This window comes from Okibacterium endophyticum (assembly GCF_054780075.1).
This window is the reverse complement of sequence record NZ_BAAGXA010000006.1, coordinates 256,558-270,899: the sequence shown is the minus strand read 5'-3', so window position 1 is coordinate 270,899 and position 14,342 is coordinate 256,558. Positions and strand designations below refer to the sequence as shown.

At 65.8% G+C, this 14,342-nt stretch carries 10 protein-coding genes; 5 read left to right on the top strand and 5 right to left on the bottom strand.

What is annotated here, in order from left to right; genetic code table 11:
• The first annotated feature begins 203 nt into the window (after positions 1–203).
• The 3 genes from ACYVF5_RS09835 (at position 204) to ACYVF5_RS09825 (ending at position 3,573) form a co-directional block, all read left to right on the top strand.
• Positions 204–1,244, top strand: coding sequence for a hypothetical protein (locus tag ACYVF5_RS09835; protein WP_460945798.1), 1,041 nt, complete (start codon positions 204–206; stop codon positions 1,242–1,244).
• 42 nt (positions 1,245–1,286) lie between these two features.
• Positions 1,287–1,775 (top strand): MarR family winged helix-turn-helix transcriptional regulator, encoded by a 489-nt coding sequence (locus ACYVF5_RS09830; RefSeq protein ID WP_460945796.1) that lies wholly within the window; start codon positions 1,287–1,289, stop codon positions 1,773–1,775.
• Between the two features lie 205 nt (positions 1,776–1,980).
• Entirely contained in the window at positions 1,981–3,573 is a 1,593-nt protein-coding gene (locus ACYVF5_RS09825) for an ABC-F family ATP-binding cassette domain-containing protein (protein ID WP_460945794.1), read from the top strand.
• Positions 3,574–3,631: 58 nt separating this feature from the next.
• Here the strand turns inward: ACYVF5_RS09825 and ACYVF5_RS09820 are convergent, their stop codons facing one another.
• The 5 genes from ACYVF5_RS09820 to ACYVF5_RS09800 form a co-directional block, all read right to left on the bottom strand.
• A complete protein-coding gene (locus tag ACYVF5_RS09820; RefSeq protein WP_460945792.1) occupies positions 3,632–3,760 on the bottom strand; it encodes a hypothetical protein in 129 nt (42 codons plus the stop codon).
• Positions 3,761–3,901: 141 nt separating this feature from the next.
• Positions 3,902–4,357: a VOC family protein gene (locus tag ACYVF5_RS09815; protein WP_460945790.1), complete on the bottom strand. Its 456-nt coding sequence runs from the start codon at positions 4,355–4,357 to the stop codon at positions 3,902–3,904.
• A 242-nt stretch (positions 4,358–4,599) separates the two neighbouring features.
• The gene (locus tag ACYVF5_RS09810) at positions 4,600–6,072 is read right to left on the bottom strand and encodes an aldehyde dehydrogenase family protein (RefSeq protein ID WP_460945788.1); all 1,473 of its coding nucleotides are present in this window, start codon (positions 6,070–6,072) and stop codon (positions 4,600–4,602) included.
• A 199-nt stretch (positions 6,073–6,271) separates the two neighbouring features.
• Positions 6,272–8,101, bottom strand: a complete 1,830-nt coding sequence (locus tag ACYVF5_RS09805; protein WP_460945786.1) for an amidase family protein — start codon at positions 8,099–8,101, stop codon at positions 6,272–6,274.
• 68 nt (positions 8,102–8,169) lie between these two features.
• Complete coding sequence (locus ACYVF5_RS09800) at positions 8,170–8,892, bottom strand: cohesin domain-containing protein (protein WP_460945784.1); 723 nt, start codon at positions 8,890–8,892, stop codon at positions 8,170–8,172.
• A 371-nt stretch (positions 8,893–9,263) separates the two neighbouring features.
• Here ACYVF5_RS09800 and ACYVF5_RS09795 point away from each other — a divergent pair, with 371 nt between their 5' ends.
• Together ACYVF5_RS09795 and ACYVF5_RS09790 are read left to right on the top strand one after the other, a co-directional pair.
• Entirely contained in the window at positions 9,264–9,959 is a 696-nt protein-coding gene (locus ACYVF5_RS09795; protein ID WP_460945782.1) for a hypothetical protein, read from the top strand.
• Between the two features lie 140 nt (positions 9,960–10,099).
• The gene (locus ACYVF5_RS09790) at positions 10,100–14,272 is read left to right on the top strand and encodes an SdrD B-like domain-containing protein (RefSeq protein WP_460945780.1); all 4,173 of its coding nucleotides are present in this window, start codon (positions 10,100–10,102) and stop codon (positions 14,270–14,272) included.
• Positions 14,273–14,342 lie beyond the last annotated feature (70 nt).

The window sequence follows — 14,342 nt, the reverse complement described above, 5'->3', positions numbered from 1 at the left end:
ACATCACAGAGTCCGTCGAGCTTGAGGTCAGACCGGCCCCGAACCACGACAACCATTCTTCAATGTCGAGCTCGTCGAGACCCGCTCACGGATATCGGATTCAGCGCGGGAGTCTCGCGCTCGTAGTCGGCTCTGACTCGCTCGTGAAGCCCGTCTCGGGTCGAGTCTGTTCAGGCGCCGCTGCGCCAGCGCAGAATAGCCATATGTCAGAACGATTCGAATGGGTGCCTGACGCCACTCGCGGGGAGTGGCTTCGACACATGGAAGCTGAGCCGTTCGGCAGCATCCTGTCAGTTGTGCCGCGGGGATTCGAGGCATACGCGCGTCTGTTCCATCCTGTCGACCGTGATCGCCCGCACGACACGAAGACGTGGCAGGGCATCGATGAGGCCACATACGTAGATGGCGTCGACGATATTGCGGCTTCGCTCGAGACGGAGCGCGCGACGTGGGCGCAGGCCGCGGCATCGTTCGGCACCACCATGCACGCAGAGGCACAGTACGCACGGCTCGTGCGGCGCGACCATGGAAACGTCCACGGCGCGATCGCCGCAGACGGCTGGCGCTACGGTGACACGTTCGAGGGCTGTCTTGACGCCGCGTCGCTCGCAACGGCATCCGCGGTTCTCGCCCGTCACACAGCTACTCCGGATGCCGGCATCGCCGCGATCTGGGAGGGATGGGGTGGACTTACGAGGTCGGCAGGGGTGGCGTACGTGGTAGCCGAGTCGAGCGATGGACTCTCTGCGCACCACGCCGACGAGGCTGCAGCACACACCGGCCAACCGTCGCTTCGCGAGCGCCTTGCTGCCGTGGCGCGGCAGGGGATGACGAGGGCCCGTTCCGCGATCGAGGCGCTTCCGGGCCGTGCTCACGGCCAGCCGGAACCCGGCTCTGGAGTGCTCACACGTGACGTCGCAGTCGGGCCCCGGTTCGATCTGCATGGGGACACCGGGCGGCACTACATTCTGTTCGAGGCGGGGGCGAATGACTTTGCGGGTGCCGCGTGGCCAGGTCGTGCGCCCTGGGCCGACGAGGTCATGGGGGCGCATTCGCCCAGCATTCTGTGGCCCGACGATCACTCATGGGTGCTCGCCACCGAGATCGACTTCGACTCGACGCTCGTTGCGGGGACGAATGCACTCATCCGCGAACTCGTGCAGACGCCGGCTCTCGAGGTGCTGCCGATTCGCACCGACGCCGACCTGACATGGGATGGGGACGGGCTCAATCGCCCAGAGTGATGTCGCGCGCCGAGCTCCGTGCCTCTGTAGCCTGAAGACATCATGAAAGACGACGAGGTAGACCTGCTGGTGGACGCCTGGGCCGATCGTGTGCCCGGGGTGGACTTCACCCCGTTGGATGTCATGTCCAGACTCCGGCGCGTTGCGCTTCGGTTGAACGAGCTTCGTGCTGCCGCATTCGAGAGCGCCGAACTGAGCAGCTGGGAGTTCGACGTTCTCGCGGCGCTTCGCCGAGCGGAACCGCCCCACGAGATGAGCCCGATGGAGCTCTCGCGATCGACGATGGTCGGTACGGCAGCGATGTCGAATCGACTGGAGAACCTCTCCGCGCGGGGTCTTCTCGAGAGGAAGGCGCACCCGAAAGACGGCAGGAGCAACCTTGCACGGCTGACTCCGGCGGGCATCGAGCGGGTCGATGCCGCCATGGTCGAGCTGGTGCGGCTTGAAGCGGAACAGCTTCAGATCCTGACGAGCGCACAGCAGTCTCAGCTGGCCAGCCTGTTGCGACAGCTCGGCGATTCGCCCGCGTAGCACGCCGCGGTCATACCAGAGCACACAGCACCAGGGAAACGCCACACCCGCCCTGCCCAAGGGCACGCACAGGCGAGCCCGATAGAGTGAGCCCGGCCAGAAGCCGGCACCACGTCAGGTGCCGCCTGGCAGATCGCGTCGGCCAGAGGCATCCGTCTCGCCCGATCGCCTCGTCTGAAACGCCCCACCTGATCCGAGGACACCTGTGAGCCTGATTCGCCTGAACGACGTGAGCATGGAGTACGACGGTCGACCCGTTCTGCGCGAGGCGTTCCTCAAGCTGCGCCGGGGTGACCGCGTCGGTCTCATCGGAAAGAACGGCACGGGCAAAACGACTTTTCTCGAGCTGGTGCTCGGGCGCCAGCAGCCGACGGGTGGCACAGTCGATGTCACCCTCGGCACCACGATCGGCTACTTCTCGCAGTTCTCTGAGCTCGACGGCGAACAGAGCACGTGGCAGACGCTGAGCGGCCATTTCGCCGCTGTGCACGAGGCACAGGCACGCCTCGACGAGATCGGGATGCAGCTCGCGGAGCCTATGGACGACAGCGAGATGACGCGTATGCTCACCGAGCAGGGCGAGCTGTTCGAGCGAATGGATGCCATCGGCGGCTGGACCTACGAGAACACCATCGACACCGTGCTCACGAGCCTCGGCTTCGACGAGGAACGGCGGCACCTCCCCGTCGACCGGCTATCCGGCGGGTGGCGCAACCGTGCGGCGCTCGCCCTGATCCTGGTGCAGGCGCCCGACGTTCTGCTGCTCGACGAACCGACCAACTTTCTCGACCTCGACGGCGTGCGCTGGATCGAGAACTGGCTGGCCGGGTTCGACGGCGCGGTGCTCGTCGTCTCGCACGACCGCCAGTTCCTCGACGCGATGGTCACGCGCATCGTCGAGATCGAGAACTACCGCCTGCAGGAGTACGACGGCAACTACTCGGCCTACGTGCCCGCCAAGCAGTCGCGGCTCAAGATGCTCGAGCGCCAGTTCGCGCACGAAGAAGAGCTGCTCGCCTATGAACTGGCCGCGAGCACGGCCAGACGCGAGGCGGCACGCAATCCGGCGAACGCGGCATCCCGTCGCCTCGCCGACATCAAGAAGCGCCAGGCGCCGCGTCCGATCGACCAGATCATCACGGGCATCTACGACGGGCTGCGCTTCAGCAACGACCTGCTCACCGTCGACAGGCTCACCAAGGGCTTCGGCGGCACCCCCCTCTTCGACGGCCTGTCGTTCAGCCTGCACCGGGGCGACCGTGTCGCCGTGCTCGGCTCGAACGGTTCTGGCAAGTCGACACTGCTCGACGTGCTCACGGGCGAGACACAAGCGGATGCCGGAAGCGTGCGCTGGGCGCGCGGCGCGCGGTTCGTGTCGTACAACCGCGTGTATGCCGAGCTGGACCTCACCGACACCGTCGGCCACGCCGTGAACGCGTACCCCGACTCGCTCGCGCTCACCGCGACGAAAAAGAGCGTCAACCGGTTTCTCGCGATGCTGCAGTTCTCAGACGCCGATCTGAAGCAGAAGATCGGCACGCTGTCGGGCGGACAGCGCGCTCGCGTCGCGATCGCTCAGTGCCTGCTCTCCGGCGCGGGCGTGATCGTGCTCGACGAGCCGACGAACCACCTCGACATCACGAGCACCCAGGTGATGGAGCGGGCGCTCACACATTTTCCCGGAGCCGTGATCGTGGTCAGCCACGACCGCTTCTTCGTCGACAAGCTTGCCGACCGACTGCTGATCTTCGACGGCACGCCACGGGTCACCGAGACGGCGGCCACCGGGGCGCTCTGATCTGTTCCAGGTGCCGACGAGACGCCCGATGCGCTCGCCGTACAGCTCGACCGAGAACTCAGGCATCGTCGTCCGTCGTCGTCGGATCAAGCTCGGCATACAGCCGAACCCCTGTGGCGTCGAGCATTGCGAAGAGTCGCTCGGTGAGCTTGCCCGGCTTCCCGGCTTCGATCTCTCGGTAGACCATCGGATCCCTCCGCTCATTACGATCCGTAATGAGTTCAGGTGACTACGTTTTCGTCGTCAAGCGGTCCAGTACCTTTTCGTCGTCATCTATGGCGCGTTCATCGCGGAACGCGCCGTACGAAAGTGCCGCTGATCTGAACCCTCAGGCGTTCTCGAGCTCGGAGATCACGATCTTCTTCTGACGCATCATCACCTGTACCTGCTCTGGACGCCGGATCAGCTCGCCCATATTGGCGGGGATGATCTGCCAGCTGACTCCGAACCTGTCTTTGCACCAACCGCACTGCTCGGAGCCGGGCACGTGTGAGAGCTTCGCCCAGTACCCGTCGATCTCGTCCTGATCGGCGCACGACACAACAAAAGAGATCGACTCGTTGAAGGTGAAGAGTGGTCCGCCGTCGAGGCAGACGAAGTCCACGCCGTTCAGCCTGAACTGACCGTTCAGCACCTTGCCAGACATACCGGCGAAATGCTCGTCGGGGTATTCGTCGATCGAGATGATCCGTGAGTTCGGAAAGACGTCGACGTAGTACTCCATCGCCTCACGCGCCTGGTCGTCGAACCACAGACACGGCTGGATCGGTGCGAGCTCGGCCATGGGAACCTCCTTGTTCGGTGCCGCCCACTCTACGCGGATCCGGCACGCTTTCGCTGCTCGAGTATGCGCGAGCTCGAAGGACGGACGCCGTGACGGTCTCAGTAGCCGAATCGACTCCGACGCCGACTCAGTGGCCGGATGGAGGCCGCAACACGTCCCGGATCAGGCCGGATGCCGCGCTCGTGTCTTTCTTGCCGGCTGCTGCGGCAGTAGCGGTCACCTCCGGGCCGAATGGCCGCTTGTCATTTGCCTGCTCCTTCGTCGAGGTTGAAGACGACGGATTTGGAACGCAGGTAGGACTCAAGAGCTTCGGGGCCGTATTCACGACCGAAGCCGCTCTGCTTGACGCCGCCGAAGGGAACGGACGGGTCAAGCATGGCCCATCCGTTCACCCAGGTGATGCCGGCGTCGAGCCGCGCGGCCACACGATGAGCCTTCGCGAGGTTGGTCGTCTGGATGCCCGATGCGAGGCCGTAGGGTGTGGAGTTCGCGAGGCGGATCGCTTCTTCCTCGGTGTCGAACGCCTGAACCGTGAGCACGGGACCGAAGACCTCCTGCACGACGGCCGGGTTGTCGTTCTGCACATCGGCGAGGACTGTCGGTGCATAGTAGAACCCGCCGTCGCGGTCGACGGGATGCCCGCCGGTGACCACCCGCGCGCCGGCGGCTTTGGCCGCCTCGACGAGCCGAGTCACCTTCTCGAGCTGCTTGCGAGATGCGAGCGGGCCGATCACGGTGGCGGGGTCGTCGATGTCACCGAACGGGACGCCGGGGACCGCCTGCTCAAGGATTCCGAGCACCACGTCATAGAGCGGTCGTTCGACGAGCAGGCGCGGCCCGGCCATGCAGAACTGTCCCGCGTTGAAGACGAATGCGGGGATGACGGCACCGATCGCCTGATCGAGGTCGGCGTCGGCGAAGACGATGTTGGCGGCGTTTCCGCCCAGTTCCGCCGTAACCGGCCGCAGGGCGCGCCCGGCGAGCTCCGCGACATGCGCACCGATTTCGGTCGACCCCGTGAAGGCGACCTTGTCGACGTCGGGATGTGAGACGAGACGATCGCCCAGGACCGATCCGGCCCCTGTCACAACGTTGAACACCCCGTTCGGCACTCCGGCCTCTGCGAGAATCTCGGCCATGATGAGCGCCGAGAGCGGGGTGTCGGAGGCCGGCTTGTGAACGACGGTATTCCCCGCGATCAGCGCCGTGGCGATTTTGGTGGACGAGAGAATAAGCGGAAAGTTGAACGGCGTGATGGCGGCGATGACTCCGAGCGGCTCACGGCGCACGTAGGCGTGGGTGTTCCCCGGAGTCTCGCGCACCGACCCGTCGAGATGCTGGCCGAGACTCGCCGCGTACTCGTACTGGAGCGCTGCGTGTTCGACGTCGACGACACGCGCGAAGGTGATCGGTTTGCCGGCATCCTGGCTCTCTGCGCGGGCGAGCTCCTCGGCACGTTCGCGCATCAGGTCGTGGACCTTCATAAGCACTCGTGAACGCTCGCGCCCAGACAACCCCGACCAGCGGCCTGAGTCGAATGCCCGTCGTGCAGCTGAGACGGCATCGTCGACGTCCTGCACGGTGCCGGCAGCCACCTCGGCGATCTTCGCGCCCGTCGCTGGAGCGATGACACTCGCTCTGGCATTGTCTGACGCCTCTCGCCACTCCCCGTCGATGAACAGGCGGTCTGGTGCGAGTGTCACACTCTCTGGCATGGTTCTCCTCCTTGAGCTTGCCGGTCGTCGAGTGCCGGTCGTGGAGTTGCCGGTCGTCGAGTTTGCCGATCGTCCTTGATCGTTGGTGAATTATAGGCGTACCGATGGTGTCTCGGCGACGAACTCGTCGACGACTGAGAGCAGCCGGGGCAACGACTGCGTCGCGCACCCCGGCTGCTGTCGGTCGGTCGGCCTGCCCTCAGCCCGCGAGCGGACCGTAGAGCGGGGGAGCCGTTCGAGCGTGAACGGCCTGCTCGAATGCGTAGCCGAGACCGATGATCGTGCCCTCGGCGTAGTCCCGTCCGAGGAACTCGAGGTTCACGCCGGCCCCGGTGATCGTGCCGTCCGCCGCGGTCGCCTGGCCCATCGGCACCGTGACCGCCGGCATCCCCGTGTTCGGGCTCAGCCTCATGTTCGTGCCCTGGGTTCCGTACGGCGTGCCGGAGGGATACACGAGCGTATCGAGATCGAGGTCGTCGAGCATGCTCGTCACGAGCGCGTTGCCGTTCGCGATCGCCCGCGTGTGCGATCCGTTCTCACCTGCCCACGCCTGATAGGTCTCTTCGGTCACCTGATCCCTCGACTCGTAGACCCGCTGGCGTGAGGTGACGTAGTTGCCGCCGGCGAGGATGTCTGCAATCGATCGCTGCGTCACCTCGGGGGCGAGGTGCGTGTCGATGTAGTCCTGCAGGTCGTGCTTGAACTCATTGGTGCTGCCGCTCGGTTCGCCCAGCACGTCAGAGAAACCGGCGGGCGGCGTCACCTCGACAACCGTTGCGCCCTGTGCTTCGAGCGTCGCCCGGGTTTCTGCCCACAGCCGCACGTTCGTCGGATTGTCGCCGATCATCGAGGGAACGAACCCGATCCGGGCGCCGGCGAGGGCATCCTCGTCAAGATATGCGGTGTACGACTCCGGAACGAGTCCCTGCTGCTCGGCCGTGACCGGGTCAGCGGAATCGATGCCGGTGACGGCGTCGAGTGCGACCGCGGCGTCGGTGACGCTGCGCGCCATCGGACCACCTGTGTCCTGGCTCAGCGCGAGCGGGATGATGCCGTCACGGCTGGCGAGCCCGACCGTGGGGCGGATGCCGACGAGCTGGTTGTAGGTCGACGGAACCCGGATCGAGCCTCCGGTGTCTGAGCCGAACCCGATTCCCGCGAGGTTCGCGGCGATGGCGGCCCCCGTTCCTCCGCTCGAGCCACCGGCGGTCTTCGTTGTGTTATACGGGCTCGCGACCAGCACTGTGGAACCGGCCGGCTGGTACGACGAGAACTCAGAGGCGAATCCGTACGCGAACTCGTCGAGGCTCGCCTTCGCGAGGATGACGGCTCCCGCGTTCCGCAGACCGGCGACCATGGTGGCGTCCGTGTCTGTCCGATTGTCGTTCCAGCAGCCGCAGCCACCCGTCGTCGGCATGTCGACGGTGTTGTAGTTGTCTTTCACCGCGATCGGAACACCGAGCAGCATGCTCGTCATGCCGGCGGATGCCCTGGTCGCGTCGGCCTCGGCGGCGGCGGCGAGTGCCGCATCGCTCACGGTGATGATCGAGTTGAGTGCCCGGCCGCCCGCCTCGGTGTCGACGATCGTGCGGTCGTAGGCGGCGATGCGATCGAGATACTCGCCGGTGATCTCGGCAGAGGTGGTCACGCCGGCGTTCATGGCCGCCTGCATGTCGATGACGGATGCCTCGACCAGCTCGAACGCGCCGTCGTCATAGATCATGCGCTGCGAGAGCGACGCGAGGTCGCTCGTCGTGAGCGTGTTGTCGCCGTCTACGTCTGCAACGGCGACGGCATCCCAGCCAGGGGCATCCGGAGTCGCGCCGAGATTCTCGGCGAACACATCGAGGTCGTCACGCGTCACCTGGCGGTCACCGGTCAGATCGAGCTCGGTGTAGTGCGGAGCGAGAAAGACACCGGCCTCAGTGGGTGCTGCGGCAGCACCTGTCGAGACGAACGCTCCCGTGCCGAGCACGGCGAGGAGTGCTGTGGTGCCGGCGAGTGCCGTGCGTCGGCGGTGGTTGTTCATGTCTGAGGTCCTTCGGGAGACAGGCTGCTCAGTGCAGCGGGCGGTCGGTGCTGAACGGCGGGTGGCGCTCATCGCGAACCTGCGATCCGTCGGCGGGCGACGAGCGCGCCGACTGTGATGAGGGCGACCGCGGCTATGGCGTACGGGAGTGCGTCGAATCCGGTGGTGGCGAGCGGGTCCGACCCGCTCGGGGTGTCTGTGCCGGCCGGCAGCGGTGTCGCAGAGGGAGAGGGCGAGTTGCCCGGGCCGCCACCGCCGTCGTCCGGGTCTGCGGGGTCGACAGGCGCCGCGATCACTGTGACAGCTGCAGGTGTGGTGTCCGCAAGGGTTGTGCTGACGTGCTCGGTGTCGATGAGCACACCGCTCGCGGTGAGTGTGGCCTCTCCGGCTGAGATCGCCGTCAGCTGCAGTGTGGCGCTGATGTCGCCGGCGAGAGCGGGCGAACTGCCCAAGCGGGTGTGAATGAGTGTGACCGCGCCTGTTTCCGGTTGCGCCTCGGCGATGTCGTAGCCGCCCTCCGGTCCGGTGGCGCTGCCCTCGACGTAGTCGAACAGCGCAGGGTCATAGGCGAGGGTCAGCTCGTAGGCGTACACATCGGTGACGCCCGTCAGATCGAGCTGCACGTCCACGGTGTCGCCGACGTCGGCGGTCGGGGTGACGGCCAGGTCGAACCCGGCCGCGACGGGCGCAGCGAGGGCGGGAGCAGCGGTCAGGCCGACAAGGCCCAGGGTGAGCGCGCAGGTCGCGAGCACGGAGTGTGCGAGCCTCTGGCGCGAGACAGTTTTCTGCATGGGGCAGTGATCTTCTCTCGGTGTCGAAGACCGAGCGTCGAGAACACGAGTGATCGAGCGGCGGCGATTCTCCTGGCTGTGGAGGGACCGCCGGTTCGGCATTCGAGTGCAGCGTATCGACGTCGGTCCGCTCGGGTGATTCAGGATGAGCTCACGCTATCCACGACGTGTTTCGCGCACTCATGCGTTCTATTACGACGAGGTTTCATCTCTGCCCGGTCGAGTTTTTTCGTCGAAAACCCCGAACGGCGTCATCAGGGATGCGCATGTCGCTCTTTCAGAGGGAACCACACTGAAAGGACCGATATGCAGAAGTCGTTCACCGGCAGGGACTCGGTGCCAGGCGTCGCCGTGTGGTCGGGCAGCGACTCATGACGATCCATGCGAGCGTCGGCGTCTCCCACACGGCGAATCGACGAGTGCGCGCCGCCGTCGGCAGCTCACTCACAGCAGTCGCGCTTGTGGTCATCTGGTGCTGCCGGGGAGCGCTCGAGGGGCACCTGTACGTCAGTGCGATGGGAGCGCCGGATGTCGCAACGGCTCCGTGGTTCAACCTCGCGCTGCTGATGCTGTCCGTCGGCGCGATCTTCATCGCGACGGCTGCGCCGTCCACATCACCTCGACACAGAGTCCTCGCGTGGTGGCCGGTGGCAGGCACGCTGTGTGTGACCGCCGCCATGTTCGGGTTCGCCTCTGCGGTGACCTGCACTCCCGGATGCCCGGTTCCGCTGACGGCCGGGTCGACACCGCAGGACTTTCTGCACGTCACGGCAGCCGTCCTCGGCTTCGTCGGCGCACTCGTCGCAGTGCTGCAGGTCTGGTCGATCACACGGTCTCCCCGGGCGCGGTGCCTGTGTCTCATCGTGCTCGGTGTTGTTGCGATCTGCGCGGCGTTGGGTGCCGTCGCTTCTCTCGCCTCGTGGGAAGGCGACGGCGGGTGGTTCGAATTCGCCGCAATGACAGCGGCGATGTTGTGGTTGACCGGCTACGGGATCGCGTTGACACGCGAGAGCCATCGTGTCGGCGCGTCGGATGACCGGCGGCGTCCGATCATGCCGAGAGGGTGAGACACAGGGTGAATTCGTGTGCACCCCCGTCATCGATGGCAGAACCGCTGGTCTCTCAGTCGATGAGGGTTCTGTATGCATCTGTGTATGCGCCGCGGAATCCGTCTGTACAGAGTTGTCGAAAGGACCGGAGTGAACACATGCTGAAAGTCAAAGGAACCGTGCGCCGAAGAGGCGCCGCGGTGGTGATTCCCGCACTGCTGGGGACACTGTTGGTGCCCGCAGCCGGACTGGGCGCCACCCCCGCGTTCGCCGCACCCGGTGATGGAACGCTGAACGTCACACTCGCGCAGAAGACCGGAACCCCGGACTTCGACGCCGACGACGCACCCGGCAACGACTCGAGCGCAGACAACGACATCGTGCGCACCAATGACACGGTCACCTACACGGTCGGCGTCCGTTATGAGGGCGAAGACCAGACCAACCCGGCGATCTCGTTCACGTTGCCGCAGGGCGAGGAGCTCGTGCAGCTTCCGCCGTTCTGTCTCGCGGGCTCATCGGTGACGCCTGAGAGCATCGGCACACCGGTGATCCCTGTGACCGGCACCTCGTACCAGTCGTTGCCGACCCAGACCGTCGTCTGCGTTGTGGCCGACCAGAAGCAGGGGACGTCGCTCGACTACGACTTCGTCTCGAAGGTGCGCCCAGAGGTTCCGAACGGCGTCACCCTGGATCCGATGACGGCGAGTGCGACCTCGACCCAGGTCACCGAGCCCGCGGTCTCGAACGCGGTGGAGCACACCGTGTCTGCCGTCGCGAACTTCGACGTCTCCAAGCGTGGTGCAGCGGTGCCCGAGAATGCCGGTCCCTACACGCAAGACCCCTTGCAGGCCTGCTCCTTCGACGCCAGCCGACTGTGCCGTCCGGTCTACTACCCGCTGACGGTGAACGCACCCCCCGGTGGAAAGGGCATCACTCCGCTGGCCTCGCCGATCACGCTCACCGATGACATGACCCCGGCCTCGTTCTTCGGTGCGACGGTCTGGGCGCAGGCTGTCGCGCTCGCCGGATCGGAGAGCGCCGCGCTCGAGAAGTACGCTCCCAGGTTCGGCGCCTGCCAGGACGTCAGCTACGCCACGTGGACGCAGCTGCCCTGGAGCCGGTCCAACCCTCCGAACGTCGACTCCGCGTCCGACTCCGGCGTCATCGACTGCCAGCAGCCGGGCGGTCTCGGCGCACCCGTGAGCATTACCATCACAGACGCAGACACCACCGGCTATCACTACCCGACCGAGCTCCCCGGAAGCTCTGGCACCCCGCCGGCAGACGTCGCATACGTCGTGATCTACGAGATCAAGATGGAGATCCCTCAGGACGCGGTCACAGAGCTCGGGACGGTCGGCGCCGACGGCGTCACAAAGACCCTTGCGACGGAGAACACCTACGAAGACGTTGTGATGACGGACATCGCGGGGAACCCCAACACGGGTGAGGTTGTCGAGAACAACAACCGCACGGCCGTGCTCTCCATGCGCGGTGGCAGTGGGGCCGCCGGTGAGCACTTCGACAAGTTCTTCTCGAGCCCGTGGGGCAAGAAAGGCAACACCGATACCTGGACCTTCAGCCGCGGCTACTGGGAGGGACCTCCCGGATCATCAGCGGTGCGCGACGGCAACACCGTCGTGCTGCCGGGCCAGGTGGTCCTCAGCAACCTGATCATGGAATCCACAGGTGGTGTGCCGCTGTCTGACACCCAGTTCTCGCGCAGCTACCTGGCCTGCGACGTCTGGGACGACACCCAGCTCGGGCTGACCCCAGGCGCCTACGCGTCGCCAGACCAGCCGTACATCAGGCCCTCCAACGGCGACGCCGCATGGGTCTCCTACTTCCGCAACGGCAACGGTGATCGGGCGCCGCTGTCCGAGCTGCGCAACCTGAAGATCGAGTACTCGAGCGGCCCGGCCGGTGCCGGCGCCGACTCGGACTGCTCGACCGGCACCTGGTACGACAACCCGGCCGCTGTGCCTGGTGCGACGCTGGACGCTGAGGGTGTGTACTCGGGAGTCAACCGGGTGCGCGTCTCCTACAGCTCTGACTTCGTCGGACTCCCCGATTCGTTCGTGGTGCACCTCACGATCGGCCAGACCGTGCGCGACACCGCGGGCGACCAGGGCGACGTGATCGGCAACTGGGGCTCGCGCAAGTGGGTCGAGGGCCTGACCGACGGCGACGGAGTGATCGCAGACCCCAAGGCCTACGACACCTCGAGTTATGACCCGGCGACGCACCAGTCGTCGTGGGGTGACCGCCTCACGATCGGCGGTGTCAGCGCACGCATCAAGAAGTACGTCAAGCACCCCGGCACCGGTGACTTCACCGACACGGCGGTTCCGCAGTACACCGCGGGCTCACAGGTGGACTACCGCCTGAACCCGACGCTGACGGCCGACGTGCCCGCCGGTGTTATGGCAGAGGCCATCGTGGAGGACTGCCTGCCGGAGTACCAGCAGTTCGTGTCTTCCGTGCGTGCGAACGGCGACCCGATCACACCGGCACTGGTGCAGGCCGGTGCCCCCGCGGGATCGGAGCTGGCGTGCCCGGCGAACCAGACCTACGTGAAGTGGGATCTGGGCTCGCTGGTGGTCAATGACCCGATCGATCCGATCATCTACACGGTCGACATCCTCGAGACCGCGCGCAACGCGACGTACACCAACGTCACGCTGATCAGCTCTCCGCAGGACCCGTCGCTCGCCTCGGCGCGTGACGACGAAGCGCAGATCCAGCTGGTTCTGCCCACGGGCATCAAGATCGCCAAGTCGACACCGAGGCCCCTGGTCGAGATCAACCCCGACGGTGTGCAGACGCCGCGGACGCTGACCTGGACCGTGGACTTCGCCAACATCGACTCACCGGTCGATGTGTCGGATGTCGATGTGATCGACGTGCTGCCGGCCAACGGCGTCGGCACCACGAACTTCACGGGCGACCTGACGTTCACCTCGGCGACGGTCGCCGCGGGCACGGGCATCACGATGCTCTACACCGCAGCGGCTCCGGCCAGCCTGAACGCCGACCCTGACGATGCGTCGAACGGTGCAACGGGTGCGACGGTGTGGTGTGACGCGATCACGGGTGGCAACGTCGTGTCTGGCAACGGCACGGCATCCGACTGCCCGACCGCTCCTGCGGACGTGACCGGTCTGCGGTTCCTGCGCCCGGGTGCCTTCGCCCCGGCTGACCAGTTGTCCGTCGACATCGTGATGACGCCGACGAACAACGACGGCGGTGACGTCTATGAGAACACCACAGCCGGTCGTGCTCAGGGCGTGACCCAGCCCGTCGGACCTGCTTCGCGCGAGATCGCCATCATCGAGTCATCGGTCGGCGACTTCGTGTGGGAGGACCTCAATGCCGACGGCATCCAGGATGCCGGTGAGCCGGGTGTTGCGGGCTTCCCCGTGACGCTGGTGGGTGTGGACCTCGACGGCAACCCCGTCAGCCTCAGCACCACAACAGACGCGGACGGGAAGTACTCCTTCACGGGTCTGGCCTCTGGCACCTACAAGGTCACCTTCGATCCGAACGCTCTGGCGTCGAACACCACGTTCACACAACAGAACATCGGATCGGACGACGCGCTCGACTCCGACGGCGACACCACAACCGGTGAGACCGCCGAGTTCGCGCTGGCGCCCAATTCGGACGACCCGAACTGGGATCAGGGCCTGATCATCGACCGCAATGTCGACATCACCGTCGACAAGAAGCTGGTCGAGCAGACCGAGCTCGACGAGGACAACCGGGCGACCGTGACCTACGAGATCGTGGTGGCGAACGCCGGCACGGCCGAGGGAACGTACGACCTGGATGACCAGCTCACGTTCGGTGGCGACATCGAGATCGACAAGGTGACGGCGTCGAACACGGCTCCCGGCGACATCGTGATCGATCCGGCGTTCGACGGGATCGACAACAGGATCCTCGTCGCCGGCCAGACGATCGCGGGTGGAGAGACCCACACCTACGAGGTCGTGGTCGAGACGACAGTCGCGACGACGATCACCGCAGAGCAAGGCGACTGCGAGCTGACCGAGTCCGAGCGGGGCACCGGTTTTCTCAACGAGGCCCGGCTGACGGTCGACGGCGCGACGGTCACCGACACGGCCTGTGGCGAGGTTCCTCCGGAAGACCCGAAGGACCCGCCGACAGAGCCGGAGACACCTGCGGCAGCGAGTGACGACGACCTGGCACACACCGGTGGGTCGTTGGCCACGGGCGCAGTTCTCCTCGCCGTGCTGGCGCTGATGGCAGGAGCAGCACTGCTCCTTCGTCGTCGCCGTCACGTCGAGGCGATGCCCGAGGACTGACGCCGTCGGCTCCTGAGAGATTCCCCGGGCACCCGTCCCCTTAACGGTGTCCGGGGAATACCCTGAAAGA

Excerpts from the sequence above, each read along its gene's own strand:
- ACYVF5_RS09835 (WP_460945798.1), top strand. The coding sequence starts at position 204 with ATGTCAGAACGATTCGAATGGGTGCCTGACGCCACTCGCGGGGAGTGG.
- ACYVF5_RS09830 (WP_460945796.1), top strand. The coding sequence starts at position 1,287 with ATGAAAGACGACGAGGTAGACCTGCTGGTGGACGCCTGGGCCGATCGT.
- ACYVF5_RS09820 (WP_460945792.1), bottom strand. The coding sequence starts at position 3,760 with ATGGTCTACCGAGAGATCGAAGCCGGGAAGCCGGGCAAGCTCACCGAG.
- ACYVF5_RS09815 (WP_460945790.1), bottom strand. The coding sequence starts at position 4,357 with ATGGCCGAGCTCGCACCGATCCAGCCGTGTCTGTGGTTCGACGACCAG.
- ACYVF5_RS09810 (WP_460945788.1), bottom strand. The coding sequence starts at position 6,072 with ATGCCAGAGAGTGTGACACTCGCACCAGACCGCCTGTTCATCGACGGG.
- ACYVF5_RS09805 (WP_460945786.1), bottom strand. The coding sequence starts at position 8,101 with ATGAACAACCACCGCCGACGCACGGCACTCGCCGGCACCACAGCACTC.
- ACYVF5_RS09800 (WP_460945784.1), bottom strand. The coding sequence starts at position 8,892 with ATGCAGAAAACTGTCTCGCGCCAGAGGCTCGCACACTCCGTGCTCGCG.
- ACYVF5_RS09795 (WP_460945782.1), top strand. The coding sequence starts at position 9,264 with ATGACGATCCATGCGAGCGTCGGCGTCTCCCACACGGCGAATCGACGA.
- ACYVF5_RS09790 (WP_460945780.1), top strand. The coding sequence starts at position 10,100 with ATGCTGAAAGTCAAAGGAACCGTGCGCCGAAGAGGCGCCGCGGTGGTG.